We start from the raw sequence: 16,212 nt of genomic DNA, 5'->3' as shown, positions 1-16,212 counted from the left end.
CAAAGAACAAAGGAAAGGTGCCCACTTGCAATTGCCTCATTTTCGTGCCAAATCCTACGCATCATCAAGAGAAGGGCTGGCGCCCTCGCCAACCTGCCTAACCGGGCAAGGTGGTCTCCGCCAAAAGGGATGTGGTTTCGAAGTGAGGACGCTGTCTTCATCATTCGTAACAACCAAGCGGTAGTTTCAATGGATTTTGCGCCAGTCCTCCTCGGGAAACCGATGGAGGATTTAATGTTTGATATTGCTGGTCAGCCACAGTCTGCATGGCAATCGTATGTATCTGAATATGTGCCTCAATCTTTGAGGGAAGCCGTCGCACACCTTGCCGACGAGTTTACTGCTGCCTATTTGCTGGATTGTCTGATTCTGGAAAAAGGGCTGCGCAGTCGGCTGCTCTCCAATTCAACACGACAGCCAAACACGCCGCTGACCACTGACGAACGCTCTGACCGGTTTGCTATGTTGCTTCGCCTATGGGCAGAAGGATGCCATACGGTTGTTGACGAGCGTCTATTTGCGGATACTGCACGCCGTCGTCCCGAAGAACTGGAAGCATTACGCGAGTACTTCAGGCAAAACGCATTGCGCTCGAGAAAGAAATTCCCGAGCTAGGTAAGCTGCACTACAATACAAACTGATTTTTAAGCTGCGCGGCTGCCGAATTTTGCAGGAGGCGTAGCAAACGGGTCTGCGAACATTGCAAGCCACAGGCTCTGTGCGATGCGCTGTGCAGTTGCCAGAAGAAGCGGTGCTGCTTCTGGCGAGAAGATCGCGTAGACCTCCTCTTCAAACAGGTCCATCCACTCATGGAAGTTCTCAGTGGTGACACCTTGAATTCTAGCGTGAGCCGGAACTGGTTTGCCCTTGTACGATCCAGTTTTTAGCAGAACTGATGCCCAAAAGTGCTTCATCTTATGTAGATGCGGCCCCCAGTCCTCCCCCATCTCCCTCAGGAAAATGGGGCCAAGCGTTTCATGCTGGCGGACCTTGCCATAAAAACTCTCAACCAGATGATTGATCTGGGCAGGTGTTATGGAAGGATCAAGCGGTGTCCGCTCACGCGCTGACATAACGGGAATTTTTGATGACACAGCTTGTTTCCTATTCCTAATCCGCGATCCGCTTAAGCTTTGTTGTACTTAGCACGTTGCTCTTCAGAGATCACAATCGGCTTGCCGTTATCGTCAACAGCAACAAAGGTGAACTGAGCATTCGTAACCTTCTCGCGATAGCCAAAGCGGTGACGCAAAGCCCAAGCCTCGATGGAAAGCGTTACAGAGGTTCTGCCAACACGGAGCACATTGGAGTAGACACACATTACATCGCCCACTTTAACAGGGCGGATAAAGGTCATGCTGTCGATCGCAACAGTCACAACGCGCTCCATGGCGCACTGGCTTGCTGCAATACCGGCGGCAATATCCATTTGAGAGACGACCCAACCGCCGAAGATATCGCCAGAAGCATTGGTGTCTGCCGGCATCGCCATTGTGCGCGTGGTCAGCTCACCAATCGGCTGCTCTTCTTCGACAGCGTCTCTTGTATCATTCATAGTTCTAAAGCTCCGTAGATCCATCATGCGAAATGCTATGCATGGCGAAGCTCAACTACTCAAGCAGGGATCATCGCCATATGGAAGCAATCAACAACCTGGGTCGCACATTTCTTGGTGTTGGCCCGAGCGGTTTCAGCAACGCATTCATCTACTGCATTCTCGAATAATTTCAACCAGCTGGCAATATCATCGCTGCATACCTGCTTTGCGGCACCGCGATACTTGCCAAGAGGACGGCCAGAATAGCTTCTGTCTTTCATGAGAGCGGAGCACCAGAAACGCACGGCCTGAGCTTCGTAATCCTCCCAGTCGCACTTCATGCTATTCTGGTAGACCGATGCCAGCTCGCCATTATGGCGGAGTTTTTCTGAATGCCTGGCAACCAAAGCACGCACTTGAGAATGCGTCAGGTCAGGATGGATTAGTGTGCACTCGTCCTGTGGGCGAATGTCAAAATGCTGATAGGTCATCTCGATGTTTCAGGAGCCTTGTTGGGACAAGGCCCATGCCCTTTTTGTTAGTTCGGGTCACTTTTACTCAAATACCGAGTTTAAAGCTCTGCGGCAGCTCGTAGCACCTCTGGCTTTTCGAGGCAGTAATATCCAGAGAGGCGGCTGATAACGCCTTCTCTCTTCCAGACATTGAGTACGCGGCTGACGTTCTCACGGGCACCACCAGCCATATTGGCGATTTCAGCCTGAGAGATCTTATAGTGAACGAGGATTTTGCTGCTATCGACTTTTTTGCCAAATGTTTCAGAGAGTTGCAGCAGTGTCTGCGCAACGCGTCCATTGAGTGGCAAGAACGACCGTGCGGCGAGAGCATCGTTTGAACGACGCAGGCGCGTGGCTACGATCTGCAGCATGTGACGGTAAACAGCGGGGTTCTCATCAGCATAACGATAAAATGCAGCTTTGGAGATAAATGCAAGCTGGCTCGGTTTAAGTGCCGTGACGGTAGCAGATCGTTCACTGCCATCAAGCAAAGCAATTTCACCTACCAGAGAGCCCTGTCCGAGAACTGCAAGCAGTTGCTCACTGCCATCCAACGAGACAACGGAGACTTTCATGCTGCCTTCGATGATTGCATAACAACCATTACCAGGATCCCCAGCCTTGAAGAGAACTGCGCCGGATTTCAATGACATAGGCTGAGCTATCTCAGAGAGACCATGTGCATGTTCCTCGGCCAAACCCGACAGTGAAAAGCTGTTTTGAAGGAGTTCTTTGAACTTTGTCATCTTGCCACAAGATCCTGACGCGCCGTAGATTCAGTTTTTTAGTTTAAGCTGCATCAATATAATTGATGATTTTAATTAGGTCTATCATGCGGCCATTTTGTGACCGGAGTCACAGAGATATTCTTTAGTTTTAGGCAAATTAGGGGTGTTCATAAATACCCCAACGTTTATGGCAAATTCAAAAGGAACGATCTCTTCAACCGCAGGAAGAGATCGTTCTTAGAACAAGAAGATATCTTTTTCCATCAAAAGAAACGGAAATTCCTCACTTATCAGGAACTTCAGCTGGTTCTCACGGGATGAGCTCTGGCGCACGTTTTTCTTTTTGACGGGTTGGGCCTGCTCTTCAGGATAGGATGGCCGACATAAGACCATCGCCGAATCCTGCGCCTCATTGATTCCGTGCCAGAAGAAATCTCGCAGATCCGTGTCCTCATCAGCCATTGGCAGATCTGGACCTGAGAATATAGTTTCTAATCCGGCTTTGGTGGCGCGCTTGGAAATGGAATTACTCGACCGACTAACACCAGCAGGCAATACCAGTGCAGGCTCTCGTCCTGTCATCATGCTGAGCACCGTGATGAGCGCTGAATGCACGGCAGGATGCTTTGCGAGGTTACCCTGAATGGCAACAAAGGCTGGCGGACGAGCATAGACTTCTTCGAACAGATCCACCTGAGCGGCGATCTCAGCGGCGATCGCCTCTTCCGGTAGCATCTTCATGGGGCTGCGCATTGCGTACCACCACGGCGCGGGGAACGTCTCTCCGAATACCGTCCGACCAAAATCAGTGAGTGGTCCGGCAGGTTTTGTCAGTGTGACAGTCAGGCCGACCATGGTTTCATGTTCGGCCCAGGCAACCACGTCACGAAGCTGGTAGAACTCCCTCGACCACATCTTGCCAGTGACAACACAGCCTACAGCAGAAAGCCGACCTGCGATGATAAGATCGCAGATCGCCCGGTCAACACCGTAGCTTTGCCCAAATTCGAGACTCGTCAAGAGGATGCGCTTCATCGCGCGGATCTCCCAATCCAAAAGGTTCAGGAGTACATTTAACAAAGCCTGCAAATTTAACGCAACGGAATCTCAGCTGTTTCAGTTGGATTTCAGGGGCTGTTTGGGGTCTGATAATCGGTAGACCCGTACATTTTCAATAGCTGTTTTTCCGAATAATCCCTTATTCTCTCGGGGGATGGTCTTTAGCAGCTCAACCTGATTGAAGTTGGCTTTTAGCTTTTGAGAGCGGTCTCTTCTTTCCTCGGTGACGTACAGCATGTCACTATTTTCGGGACTTTGGAGATTATCGGGAATCATTGCATAGCGCATTCGCTCAGGAATTCCATAGACTTTGAGGTCTGTCTTCTTGAGCGCATTCGACATTTGGCCCGTCAAACCATAGCTGGTTGTGCCAATCCAATTGATGTCATTTGCGTTTGCTAACTCGGTCAGTTCATCGCCAATTTCTTGCCAGCCACGCATTTGGTGCGTTGGATCTTTGCGGCCCAAAGATGTGTTGAGTGGAGTGTAGGCGTGGATATAGACCAAGCCAGCTACAACGACACCCAGGCCGACTGCAATCGGGGCAAGCACTTTGAACCAGCGGCCAACATTAGCAGGCGGATAAGCTGCTGCAATACCAGCGAACAGGGCCAGTGTCGGGTACATCGGAGCTGGCCAATTGCCTTGAACACGCGAATGGAATGAATGGAAGGTCAGATAGACCAGGAACGGCAGGACAGTCAAAACCAGCAGGCTGGCCGTGTTGTCTTGCTTTATCATTTTGCGGATGACACGCCACGCACCAACCATCGCTATGATGAAGACGAGCGGGTTCAGCAGGCCTGCAACAGCGCCGATGAACTCGCCAATGTACTTGACGGAGTACCCTTCTGGTATAGAACGCCCAAACTGCTTTACAAAAGAAATCCACTCATGCTGCGAGTTCCAGTAAAGTACTGGAGAGAAGATCGCGATTGCCAGTGCTCCGCCGAGCCACAACTGCCAGGACAGGAAGTATCTGCGGTTCTCAGGCACCCACACCAGCCAGAGAATAATCCCTACCCCCAGAAACAACACGGAGTATTTTGAAAGAAGGCCTAATCCTGCAAAGATACCAGCCAGAATCCACCAGTTCGCATTTTTGGATACCGTCAGCTCTGCCATGGCCCACAAAGCCAGTCCCCAGAAGAAAACAGAGGGTGCGTCAGGCGTAGCTAACAGTGAGCCGACACCAATCAGCAAACTTGCGTTGAAAAACAGGACTGTCCAGCCAGCGACATGGGTATCATATAGGATTTTTGCAGTTCGCCAGAGCGCAAGGGAACCGATTGCAGCAGACAGGATACTGATGAAGCGAACGCCAAGTGCCGTGTCACCGAACAAGGATTGACCAAGCCATATCCAATAAGCGACCATTGGCGGGTGGTCGTAATAACCCAATGCAGGATACAGCCCCCACAAACGATAATAGGCTTCATCCTCAACCAGATCGACATTCATACCAGTTGCCAGCCGTGCCAAAGACAGCACGGCTACAATCAGGATCAGATTGGTCGGGCGCAACCAAAAGCTCAGCGGCTTTCCTGCGGGATTGTCCTGCATTTAAATGCTTTCCTCAAAGTGCTTTAACTTTGGTTTCCTGCGTTTCTTCCTGTGAAAAGCTTCTCTCACTATTAGAAGAAACGCTTTAGCCTTTGCGCCATGTCAGAGCGTTGGAAACGACGTAGTTCCAAACCGCGCCCATAACGGCACCAGCAGCACCTGCAAACCACCAGATTGGTTTGTTCGTATAGATCAACTCTGCCACACCAACGTTTGCCAAAATACCAAAGCTACAGATCACATAGAATGTGAGCAGACCTTTGATCCATGCAAGCCCCGTCAAACGACGGTCGCGATAGGTCAGGCGGTTGTTGAGGAAAAAGTTTGAGGACATGGCCACAAAGGTTGCAACCAATTGCGAGAGGCCAAATGGCATGCCGAAGGCGGCAAGGAATATCTTCAATGCGATGAGGTGAACGACGACACCTGTTCCACCGACCATGGAGTACATAAGAAAGCGAACTGAAATCTTATCATCGAAGATTTTGGAAACCAGCAAACCAAGGTAATCCATGGTCACCAGTGTATCGAGCTTACTTTCACCATGCTGACGCTCACGAAAAACGAAAGGCAGTTCTTTCACACGCAGGGCGCCTTTTCCGCTGGCGACAATATCGAGCATGATCTTGAAGCCTTGGGACGACAAACGCGGAGCGAGCTCAACAAACCTGTCACGACGCAGCATGAAGAAGCCGCTCATCGGGTCGGACAGTTCCACTTTAAGAAACTTACGTGCCAGATTGTTGGCAAGGTTGGAGCCCCATGCACGAATTGAGGACAGACCCGTCCCAACATCCCCACCTTCCACATGGCGGGAGGCGACGCAGATGTCGTAGCTTTCAGAACGAAGTGCTTCGAGCATCTTGGGCAACAGGCTCTCATCGTGCTGAAGGTCAGCATCCATCACAGCTACAAATTTGGAGCTGGAGGCCAGCATGCCTTCAATGCATGCGCCGGACAAACCACGACGACCAATACGCTGAACAATGCGAACACGAGGGTCTTGCTGCGCAATGTCAGCAGTGACTTTAGAGGTTCCATCTGGAGAATTATCATCAACAACAATAACTTCCCAAGCTACACCAGCGAGCGCTTTATCCAGCAGCTCAACCACGATGGGAACGTTTTTGCTTTCGTTATAAGTCGGCAATACAACAGTTAACTCTGCTGGACCTGTAACGCGACCTTCGGATTTGCTGATTTCAGTTGGTTCGTAGTTGGTGTTTGACACCATGATTTCTCCAGTGTGCAGACCTTCCTTTGCATGCGTAAGGGAATGGTCCTTCCATTTTTTGGGGCGACCTTAGCTTCTCTTGACGCTATTGCAAGTATTGATTGGGAAATTTGCGCCGGATTGCACCCGCTTCGCGCCTTGCCCTCCCCTGCTCAATGGGCTAGGAGACAGACAACAGCATGCTTCCCTTGGTGCGTTCTGGGGACTTATTGCGGGAAGCGTTTGCAACAACCCTTTTATTTCATGGATGAGACGGCCTCATGGCAAAAAAGAAAAGTGCCAAGCTCAAAGCTCGTTTACCGCGCGGATTTGTAGATCGCGGTCCAGCTGAACTGCAGGCAATGGAGCAGATGCTCTCCGTTATCAGGCAGACTTATGAGCTTTACGGCTTTGAGCCCGTGGAAACTCCATTGTTCGAGTACACTGATGCTCTTGGCAAGTTCTTGCCAGATCAGGACCGTCCGAACGCTGGTGTGTTTTCGCTACAAGATGATGACGAGCAATGGATGAGCCTGCGGTACGACCTGACCGCGCCCCTCGCCCGTCATGTGGCCGAGAATTTCGAAAGCCTGCCAAAGCCTTACCGCAGCTACCGCGCTGGTTATGTATTCCGCAACGAAAAGCCTGGACCGGGTCGTTTCCGCCAATTCATGCAGTTTGATGCTGATACGATTGGTGCGCCTTCTGTCTCTGCTGATGCTGAAATCTGCATGATGGCGTCCGACACGATGGAGCGCCTCGGCATTGCACGTGGTGACTACGTGATCCGCGTGAACAACCGCAAGGTTCTGGACGGTGTGATGGAAGTGATCGGCCTTTCCGGTGACGAACACGCTGATACCCGTCTGACCGTTCTACGCGCTGTCGATAAACTGGATCGTCTTGGTGTTGAAGGCGTTAAGCTGCTTTTGGGTGAAGGCCGTAAAGATGCTTCCGGCGACTTTACCAAGGGTGCTGGACTTGGTGAAGCTGAAGCGGAAAAGGTTCTTGCCTTTGTGGAAGCTGGTGGTGAGACCACCGACCAGACCATTGAGAACCTTCGTGGTTTGATCGCAGACAGCAAAACTGGTGCGGAAGGCGTTGAAGAACTGGCAACCATGGGCAAGCTGTTTGATGCAGCAGGCTACACTGATGGCCGTGTTCTGATTGATCCATCCGTTGTGCGCGGTCTGGAATACTACACCGGCCCTGTTTATGAAGCTGAGCTGACCTTTGAAGTGAAAGACGATAAAGGCCGCCCTGTGCGCTTTGGCTCTGTTGGTGGTGGCGGCCGTTACGACGGCCTCGTTTCCCGCTTCATGAGCCAGCCTGTGCCTTCTACCGGCTTCTCTGTTGGTGTTTCCCGTCTGATGTCAGCACTCACTATGCTCGGCAAGCTTGGGCAGGAAGAAGTTGCAGGCCCAGTGGTTGTATGTGTGATGGACAAGGACGTTGACTCCCTTGCACATTACCAAGCCATGGTTCAGGAGCTTCGCACTGCTGGTATCCGCTCAGAAATGTATCAGGGCAACCCAAAGCAGTTTGGCAAGCAGCTTCAGTACGCTGACCGCCGCAACTCACCTTGTGCCATCATTCAAGGCTCGCAAGAGCGTGAAGAAGGCGAAATTCAAATCAAAGATCTCATTGAAGGCAAACGCCTTTCTGCCGAGATTGAAGATAACAAAACCTGGCGTGAGAGCCGTCCTGCACAGTTTGCTGTGAAACGGGATGATCTTGTTGCAGAAGTGAAAAAGCTTCTGGCCGCACAGGAAGACGATCGCAAAAACCAAAGCGAGAACTAATATGACATTGGGGGATAACCGCAGCGTGGCTTTGAGCCAGCTTTTTCGGGATGCAGGTTATGAAGAGGCAACCCCGCCAATCTTACAGCCAGCCGATATCTTTTTAGATCTGGCTGGTGAAGATCTCCGGCGGCGCCTTTTCCTGACGACAGGAGAAGATGGACAAGAGCTTTGCTTGCGTCCAGATTTTACTATTCCGATTGCCCGACATTATCTGGAAACAGGTATCGCGGGTCGTACTGCGGCATTCTCCTATGTTGGGCAAGTTTTCCGACATCGACCTGGGCAACTGGGTGAAACCATGCAGGCCGGTGTTGAATCCATTGGCCGCGAGGATGAAGAACAAGCTGATGCGGATATGCTGGCGCTTGCTCTAGAGACTGCTGATAAGCTTGGCTTGTCCTCCCCTCGCATTCGAGTGGGTGATGAAGGCCTGTTTACAGCTGTTCTGCAAGCTCTTGAGATTCCAAAGGTTTGGCAGCGTCGTCTGCGTGATGTGTTTGGTGAGCGTGACCGGCTGGATCAGGTTATCACCCGAATGAGTGGTGTTGAGGCCAAACCAGATGCGAAGCTGGGCTTTCTTGCTGCTCTTGAGGGTCGGGACCCAGAAGCAGCTGTGGCTGTTGTTGAAGATGTGCTTTCACTTGCGGGCATTTCTGCTGTTGGTGGACGTACAGCTCACGAAATTGCTGAGCGCTTCATGGAGCAAGCCGCCCTTTCTGCTGGATCAGGCGTGGACAAGGATGTGATCTCGCGATTGAGTGAGTATCTCAACGTGTCTGGTCCTCCACCTGCGAAAGCGGTTGAGACCTTGCATGGGTTCGCCAAAGAGACCGGGCTTAATCTGGATGCTTCCATTGAGCGTTTGGCGAAGCGTACCGACCTGATGGCAGCGCGTGGTATTGATATTTCAAAGCTGGAGTACTCCGGTGATTTTGGTCGCCGTCTCGATTACTACACCGACTTTGTCTTTGAAATTCATCATGAATCCAGTGAGCATCTTGGACAAGTGATCGGTGGTGGTCGCTACAACAAGCTGGTGGAACGTCTTGGTGCGCCAAGTACTGTTCCTGCTGTTGGCTTTACAATCTGGCTGGACCGCGCTTTTGAGGGAGCAAGCTGATGAGCTCTAATCTTATTCTTGCGATACCGTCCAAAGGCCGCCTTCAGGAAATGACCCATGCATTCTTTGCGCGTGCCGGTTTGAAGGTGAAGCGTCCGGGTGGTGATCGCAATTACCGTGGAACCTTAAAGGGCGTGGACGGCGTTGAAATCGCGTTCCTTTCTGCCTCTGAGATCGCGCGTGAGATTGCGGCTGGTACTGTTCACTTCGGTATCACCGGAACGGATCTAGTCAACGAGAACATCGACCGTCCCGAGGAGAAGACGCATATCATCACCGCTCTTGGCTTTGGCCATGCGGACGTTGTGATTGCGGTTCCAACGGCGTGGATTGATGTGTCCACTATGTCCGATCTTGCTGACGTTGCTTCAGATTTTCGGGCGCGGCATGGTCGCCGCCTGCGCATTGCGACTAAGTATGTGAACCATACTCGGCAGTTCTTTGCAGAAAAAGGCATTGCGGATTACCGCATTGTTGAGAGTGCTGGCGCGACTGAAGGTGCACCTGCTGCTGGTTCTGCTGAGTTGGTGGTGGACATCACCTCGACTGGTTCTACGCTGAAAGCCAACAATCTGAAGATCCCTGAGGATGGTGTGATCGCCAGGTCTCAGGCACACCTGGTGGCGTCCAGAACAGCCAACTGGAATGAGAGTGCTTTGCAGGCCGCCCGCTTGATGCTGGACCGGATCACGGCGCAGGATAACGCTCACAATTTCAAAGAGATGCGTACTGTTGTCGCAAATCCTGCAGGTGTACTGGAGAAGGTTGCTGCTCTTGGCTGTGTTGCCCCGTTTGGCATTGAAGGTTCTTCTTTAGTCCTGCATTGCCCTGCTGCCAGAGTGCCTGAATGTGCAGACATGCTGCGCGAAGAAGGAGCACAAATGGTGACTGTGACGCCGCTGGAGTATGTGTTCCACACAGCAAACCCGTTGTTTGAGCCTCTGGCACAAAAAGTCGCAGGCTAAGACTAAAACCACTGAGAAAAATTTTTGAACGCACCTCTACTCGGGGTGCGTTTTTTATTGCGTTGATTTGCGTTACTTGTGAGATTTCTGCGTGTTTATGTATCTATGACATACCTGCAGTAACTTCAAAATACTTATCCATCTAATTTATGTAAATTTAGCGATTTCTCTGAGTCACCTAGACACAACCTTGAAGTGTATTTATTATATGTGCTCAATGCATATATTTAAATATTTATGAAATTCGAGGAAAACAGATGGCTGCAGATAAAATGCCTCTTGAAGGCGATAACAGCTACGGTTTCAAGCGTGGAATAGGCATCGACTATTTTGGAGGAGCGCCTGGAATCACTACCATTCGTTTTGATGGTGACCTCACACTAAGCGATTTCAAAATCCGCCTCGAAGGTGGCGATCTGGTATTCTATCTGATCGACCCGGCTAACCCGAACCAGCCGCTTAATGAGATTGCTGACGTTTTTTACTTTGATAATTGGATTGCTGGTGATCACGGCATCGAACGATTTGAATTTGCTGATGGGACGGTTTTCTCCAACCTGACGGTTTCAAGCAGTGGTTATGTCAAGTACTACGGCACAGATGGAAACGATATCTTTAATGGCACGTCTGCTGGGGAAGAAATCTATGGCAGTGCCGGTGCTGATATAATTGACGGTGGCGGCGGTAACAATGTCATCCGGTACAGCAATTCCACAGAAGGCGTATCTGTGAATCTGGACACAGGAGCAATGTCTGGTGGTGACGCGGAAGGCGATCAGCTTTCGAACATCAAAACAGTTTTCGGATCAAATCATGATGACGTGATTATTGGCGATGACAGCAATAACGGTCTCTATGCTCTTGACGGTGACGATCATCTGGAAGGCGGAGCTGGCGATGATTGGCTCAACGCTTATGGCTCTGGAGACAATTATCTCGATGGAGGCACAGGCAACGATACAGTTCGCTATCGCTGGTCCAAGTCCGCTGTCACAGTAAATCTCGTTGATCAGACAAAGAATGAAGGTGATGCGGACGGAGATACCCTTGTCTCCATTGAAAACGTTATGGGCAGCAACAGTTACGATGACCACATCACAGGCGATGCCGATAATAACAAACTTTGGGGTTACGGTGGCGATGACACCCTGGACGGTGGCGACGGTAATGACACTCTGCTCGGTGGCAAGGGCAATGATATCCTCAAAGCCGGTAACGGAATTGATATCCTTGAAGGCGGAGCCGGTGACGATGAGTTCCACTACGGTGAAGGCACCACCACCTTCCGCTATGACCTTGGTGATGGCAACGACACCATTCATGTGAACCACGATATAGAATCTTCCTACAATGAAAAAGTGGTCTTCGGGCCAGGCATACCCCCTGCCGACGTCACAGTTACGCGCCAAGGAGAAGGCACAGACAAGTACGGCAATGAACGCGACGATCTTGATTTCTTGCTGACCTTCAAAGATGGCGGAACGTTACGTCTCCACAATGTTTTCCACCACGGACCAAATTACTTTACATTTGGACAGTTCCACTTTGCAGACGGCACTGTTTGGAATTGGGAAAGCTTCAACAAGATGCGCTTTGAAAACGCAGGTGAGGAAGATGAAGAACTCGCCGGCACTTTAGGGGATGACACTATTGATGGTCGCGGCGGAGACGATGATATCAATGGTTACTCTGGAGACGATCACCTTGTGGGTGGTGACGGAAACGATACTCTCAGAGGACATGAAGGAAATGATCACCTAGAAGGCGGTGCTGGTGATGACAGACTAGAAAGTACCGCTGGTAACAATGTCCTTGATGGAGGTGCTGGTAATGACACAATCCTTAGCATCACTTATGGAGAGGATCAGATCTTAGGCGGAAGTGGCAACGACACAATACATGCAGCTACCGGCACCTCAGTTATCTCAGGAGGAACGGGAGATGATATCGTTAACGTTTCCTCTGCAAAGGTCACCGTCCGATACGATTTAGGTGATGGTAATGATACCGTTGATTTCTGGTATCCGGAAAAACTGAAGGAAGAAAATCATAAGGTCATTCTTGGTTCCGGTATTTCTCCGGACGAAGTTACAGTGACGCATGCAAATGGCACATCTACCGATCTTCTACTGACTTTCAAAGACGGTGGAACCCTCAAGCTGAAATCTGTCATAGATTCAGATACCCTGCGTTTAAACTTCGGCGAAATCGAATTTGCCGATGGCACTGTTTGGAACTGGGAAGTTATCAGCGAGAAGCTTGCAGACAGTACAGGTGAAGACGAAACCGTCACCCGACTTACATTTCCAGACAGCGTCGACAACTTCTCTACTAATGCCTTAAACGATCACATCATTCACGCTGGTGGAGGTGATGATCATATTACAACTAGCGCAGGTGACGATAGTCTTTATGGGCAAGCTGGCAATGACACATTGAAAGGTAGAACTGGCAATGACCTGCTAGACGGTGGTGATGGTGACGATACCCTCATTGGAGGTGCCGGCAATGACATCCTGAAAGCAGGGAATGGGAATGATACGCTAGAAGGCGGAACCGGAGACGATGAGTTCTATTATGGTAATGGCATCACCACCTTCCGATATGACCTTGGTGATGGCAACGACACCATCTACGTCAATCATTCAGAGGATGCGACGATAAACAATGAAAAAGTTGTTTTTGGTGCTGCTATCTCACCCAACGAAATCACTGTAACACAAGTGGGCGAAGGCATAGACCGACAAGGATATCTTCGTGACGACCTTGATCTGCTTCTAACGTTTAAAGATGGCGGCACGTTGCTCATCAAAAACGCCTTTTACATTTATCCTACCGCGTACACGTTCAGTGAATTTCATTTCGCAGATGGCACGGTCTGGAACTGGGAAGACATCAATCGGTTCTGCTTTGAAAATGCAAGTGGTGACGATGACGTGCTCGCGGGTACTTTGGGTGATGACGTTATTTATGGCTTTGGCGGCGATGACAGGATCGAAGGTCTCTTGGGAAATGATCACCTCATAGGTGGCGAAGGAAACGACACTCTCAAAGACAACGACGGAGATAATCACCTTGAAGGAGGTGCTGGCAACGACAGGCTCACTGCAGTTCAAGGCAACAATATTCTTGATGGCGGAGAAGGCGACGACACCATCAACAGCGGGACTGAAGGAGAAAATCAGGTTATTGGAGGAGATGGCAACGATACTATACATGCCTACCACGGCACTTCGATTGTTGCAGGAGGAGCCGGTGATGATACTACATGGGTCTATCGCGACACTGCAATAATAACAGGTGGAGCAGACAACGACACAACCTATGTGACACGGGGTGCTGAAGTCACCATCCATTACAACTTGGGCGATGGCGATGATTTAGTAGAGTTTTGGGAGCCTGAAGATTTTAAAGACAAAAATAACAAAATAATTTTGGGTCCTGACGTCTTGCCTGATGAAGTCACGGTTGCAAGAACATCATCTAATCCGAACAACATCATACTCACCTTTAAAGACGGCGGAACTCTGCTCCTCAGCGGAGTGATGGACCCTCACAGCTTGCGGTTCATCCTTGGAGAGATTGAGTTTGCTGATGGCACTATGTGGACCTGGGAGAACATCAACCAGAAGCTGCTTGAGAATGTGAGTGACGGGGACGACCTCTTAGGTGGCACCACTGGTGATGATGTGATCAGGGGACTCGGCGGGAATGACACCATTTATGGCGAAGACGGTGATGACCACCTGATTGGCGGAGAGGGAAATGATATCCTCAAAGGCGGAGATGGTGATGATTTGCTTGAGGCAGGTTTTGGAGGCGATGATATCCTTGATGGTGGGAATGGCAATGACACTCTCCATGCCGGTACGCCGCATGCAATTCAGCTGCTAGGCGGCAGTGGAAACGACACCCTCTATGTCTTCCATGGCGCATCTCACATTGAAGGTGGAAAGGACGATGATATCCTTCACTACTACGGTGGCGATATCACAGTTCACTATGGTCTTGGGGATGGTCACGATATTATTCATGCAAATGGCAAGGCAGGTCGTCCATCCAATAAACTTATCTTTAACGCAGCCATCACTCCTGACGAAGTTCTCGTGAGTGGTTCACTTGAGTTTACCTTTGCAGACGGTGGTACGTTACGTCTGGATGATGGCTTCTTCCCTTCAGGTAAAAAGATGTTATTCAACGAAGTTCACTTTTCCGATGGAACGGTCTGGACCTGGGAAGACATCAATCAAAAGCTCATCGACAGCGCAGCAGCTCACGCCTTTGATCATGGAGCCAGAGCTGGGAATGATACGATAACGGGTACTGTTGACGGTGACATTATCAAGAGCCTTGCAGGTGATGATGTTGTCGACGGTGGGAACGGCAGAGACTTCATCTTTGGCGGCGATGGAAATGACACCATCAAAGGAGGAGATGGAAGTGACGTCCTGAGTGGTGATGCAGGAAATGACCACATTTACGGTGAAGCGGGCGACGACAAGCTGCACGGCGGTGATGGTGACGACCAGATGTTTGGTGGAGACGGGAACGACGAACTCTATGGAGGTAACGGCAATGATCACTTGTATGGTGGAGACGGGGACGATCTACTAGGCGGCGGCACAGGTGATAACATTCTTGAAGGAGGAAATGGTGATGATGTCATGTCCGGTAGTACACTAGGAAACAACACACTCCTTGGAGGTAATGGAAACGATAGTTTCTACAGCCTGGCTACTCCTACAAGCGACGTCATTACAACTATTGAAGGTGGAAGTGGCAACGATACTCTTCATTACTCTGGTGGTGAAGTTGTGCTCCATTATGGCTTGGGTGACGGGAAAGACATCATCCATACCAAGCACTTATGGACTGCAGAAAGCAAGATCGTATTTGGTGAAGGAATCACTCCAGATGATGTCAGCATTGAACGCTCCGCTGGAAACAGTAGCTCTTCTGACCTTCAGTATCACTTCAAAGACGGAGGTTCGCTACTGATTGTGGACGCATTCTCATCAACAGTAGGCCGACTGGCCTTTGGTGAGATTCAGTTCGCAGACGGTACTGTCTGGAACTGGGAAGACATCCACGAAAAGCTTCTGAAAAATGCAAGTGATAATGCCGACATCCTTTGGGGCACGAATGGTGATGACGTCATCAACGGCTTTGGCGGAGATGATGTTATTGTTGCCGTAAACGGCGATAATCAGATTTCTGGAGGTGCTGGAGACGATACAATTACCTGCGGCGATCGCCGTGATACAATCATTTTTGGCGAGAGCTTTGGCAATGATACAATCATCGATTTTCATGCAAACCAAGGTTTCATCGACACTATACAATTCTCAGATGGTGTATTTGAGACCTTCGAGGATGTGATGTCCGCAGCTCGCGAGGAAGGCTCTGATACGATCATTCAACTTGATGAAAACAACTCAATCACTCTGCAGTTTGTCGAGGTTTCTGATTTACATGCTGATGATTTTAGTTTTGTCTCTTAACTTTTGCGTATAGCACTAACTTCGAAGCCTCGGCACTACTGTGCCGGGGCTTTTTCGTAACCACATACTGAAAGTTATGACGAAAACCTCTCCAGCCGTTTTGAATAAACTTTACATCCTAAACTGCGATGCACCTTGTAAAAGAAACTTCTCTGTAAGTTATTGTGGATTTTAATATTTCTTCGAATCAACAAGACCGAGCATTT

At 50.0% G+C, this 16,212-nt stretch carries 12 protein-coding genes and 1 riboswitch; of the genes, 5 read left to right on the top strand and 7 right to left on the bottom strand.

Translation table 11 applies throughout. From position 1 onward, the window contains the following. Positions 1 to 56 precede the first annotated feature (56 nt). Positions 57 to 187: riboswitch (SAM-I-IV-variant riboswitch) on the top strand. A gap of 47 nt (positions 188 to 234) precedes the next feature. Further along, positions 235 to 615: a hypothetical protein gene (locus tag PsAD37_RS06490; RefSeq protein WP_208860115.1), complete on the top strand. Its 381-nt coding sequence runs from the start codon at positions 235 to 237 to the stop codon at positions 613 to 615. Positions 616 to 644: 29 nt separating this feature from the next. On the opposite strand, the gene PsAD37_RS06485 is transcribed toward PsAD37_RS06490, so the two are convergent. The 7 genes from PsAD37_RS06485 to PsAD37_RS06455 all read right to left on the bottom strand — a co-directional run bounded on the left by PsAD37_RS06485 (position 645) and on the right by PsAD37_RS06455 (position 6,636). Continuing rightward, on the bottom strand, positions 645 to 1,094 hold the full coding sequence (locus PsAD37_RS06485) for a group III truncated hemoglobin (protein ID WP_244272492.1): 450 nt from the start codon (positions 1,092 to 1,094) through the stop codon (positions 645 to 647). 32 nt (positions 1,095 to 1,126) lie between these two features. Next, positions 1,127 to 1,555, bottom strand: coding sequence for an acyl-CoA thioesterase (locus PsAD37_RS06480; RefSeq protein WP_063295457.1), 429 nt, complete (start codon positions 1,553 to 1,555; stop codon positions 1,127 to 1,129). A 59-nt stretch (positions 1,556 to 1,614) separates the two neighbouring features. Further along, complete coding sequence (locus PsAD37_RS06475) at positions 1,615 to 2,028, bottom strand: group III truncated hemoglobin (protein WP_063295456.1); 414 nt, start codon at positions 2,026 to 2,028, stop codon at positions 1,615 to 1,617. Between the two features lie 80 nt (positions 2,029 to 2,108). Continuing rightward, entirely contained in the window at positions 2,109 to 2,798 is a 690-nt protein-coding gene (locus tag PsAD37_RS06470; protein WP_063295455.1) for a Crp/Fnr family transcriptional regulator, read from the bottom strand. 219 nt (positions 2,799 to 3,017) lie between these two features. Next, a complete protein-coding gene (locus PsAD37_RS06465; RefSeq protein ID WP_208981724.1) occupies positions 3,018 to 3,815 on the bottom strand; it encodes a ChbG/HpnK family deacetylase in 798 nt (265 codons plus the stop codon). An 81-nt stretch (positions 3,816 to 3,896) separates the two neighbouring features. Beyond that, entirely contained in the window at positions 3,897 to 5,402 is a 1,506-nt protein-coding gene (locus PsAD37_RS06460; RefSeq protein ID WP_063295454.1) for a glycosyltransferase family 39 protein, read from the bottom strand. Between the two features lie 85 nt (positions 5,403 to 5,487). Next, the gene (locus tag PsAD37_RS06455) at positions 5,488 to 6,636 is read right to left on the bottom strand and encodes a glycosyltransferase family 2 protein (protein WP_057463739.1); all 1,149 of its coding nucleotides are present in this window, start codon (positions 6,634 to 6,636) and stop codon (positions 5,488 to 5,490) included. A gap of 260 nt (positions 6,637 to 6,896) precedes the next feature. Between PsAD37_RS06455 and hisS the strand changes: the two genes are divergently transcribed. The 4 genes from hisS to PsAD37_RS06435 all read left to right on the top strand — a co-directional run bounded on the left by hisS (position 6,897) and on the right by PsAD37_RS06435 (position 16,006). Next, the gene (gene hisS, locus PsAD37_RS06450; RefSeq protein ID WP_063295453.1) at positions 6,897 to 8,417 is read left to right on the top strand and encodes a histidine--tRNA ligase; all 1,521 of its coding nucleotides are present in this window, start codon (positions 6,897 to 6,899) and stop codon (positions 8,415 to 8,417) included. 25 nt (positions 8,418 to 8,442) lie between these two features. Further along, complete coding sequence (locus PsAD37_RS06445) at positions 8,443 to 9,540, top strand: ATP phosphoribosyltransferase regulatory subunit (protein WP_063295590.1); 1,098 nt, start codon at positions 8,443 to 8,445, stop codon at positions 9,538 to 9,540. After that, the gene (hisG, locus tag PsAD37_RS06440) at positions 9,540 to 10,505 is read left to right on the top strand and encodes an ATP phosphoribosyltransferase (RefSeq protein WP_063295452.1); all 966 of its coding nucleotides are present in this window, start codon (positions 9,540 to 9,542) and stop codon (positions 10,503 to 10,505) included. The genes PsAD37_RS06445 and hisG overlap by 1 nt, the downstream gene beginning before the upstream one ends. A 257-nt stretch (positions 10,506 to 10,762) precedes the next feature. Continuing rightward, positions 10,763 to 16,006 (top strand): calcium-binding protein, encoded by a 5,244-nt coding sequence (locus PsAD37_RS06435; RefSeq protein ID WP_063295451.1) that lies wholly within the window; start codon positions 10,763 to 10,765, stop codon positions 16,004 to 16,006. The last annotated feature ends 206 nt before the right edge of the window (positions 16,007 to 16,212 follow it).

The sequence above is a fragment of the Pseudovibrio sp. Ad37 genome, from assembly GCF_001623075.1.
Classification (GTDB): Bacteria; Pseudomonadota; Alphaproteobacteria; order Rhizobiales; family Stappiaceae; genus Pseudovibrio.
This window is presented reverse-complemented; position numbering and strand designations above follow the sequence as displayed.

Coding starts and splice junctions, on each gene's coding strand:
- PsAD37_RS06465 (WP_208981724.1), bottom strand. CDS start 3,815: ATGAAGCGCATCCTCTTGACGAGTCTCGAATTTGGGCAAAGCTACGGT.
- hisG (WP_063295452.1), top strand. CDS start 9,540: ATGAGCTCTAATCTTATTCTTGCGATACCGTCCAAAGGCCGCCTTCAG.
- PsAD37_RS06480 (WP_063295457.1), bottom strand. CDS start 1,555: ATGAATGATACAAGAGACGCTGTCGAAGAAGAGCAGCCGATTGGTGAG.
- PsAD37_RS06470 (WP_063295455.1), bottom strand. CDS start 2,798: ATGACAAAGTTCAAAGAACTCCTTCAAAACAGCTTTTCACTGTCGGGT.
- PsAD37_RS06460 (WP_063295454.1), bottom strand. CDS start 5,402: ATGCAGGACAATCCCGCAGGAAAGCCGCTGAGCTTTTGGTTGCGCCCG.
- PsAD37_RS06475 (WP_063295456.1), bottom strand. CDS start 2,028: ATGACCTATCAGCATTTTGACATTCGCCCACAGGACGAGTGCACACTA.
- PsAD37_RS06455 (WP_057463739.1), bottom strand. CDS start 6,636: ATGGTGTCAAACACCAACTACGAACCAACTGAAATCAGCAAATCCGAA.
- hisS (WP_063295453.1), top strand. CDS start 6,897: ATGGCAAAAAAGAAAAGTGCCAAGCTCAAAGCTCGTTTACCGCGCGGA.
- PsAD37_RS06435 (WP_063295451.1), top strand. CDS start 10,763: ATGGCTGCAGATAAAATGCCTCTTGAAGGCGATAACAGCTACGGTTTC.
- PsAD37_RS06490 (WP_208860115.1), top strand. CDS start 235: ATGTTTGATATTGCTGGTCAGCCACAGTCTGCATGGCAATCGTATGTA.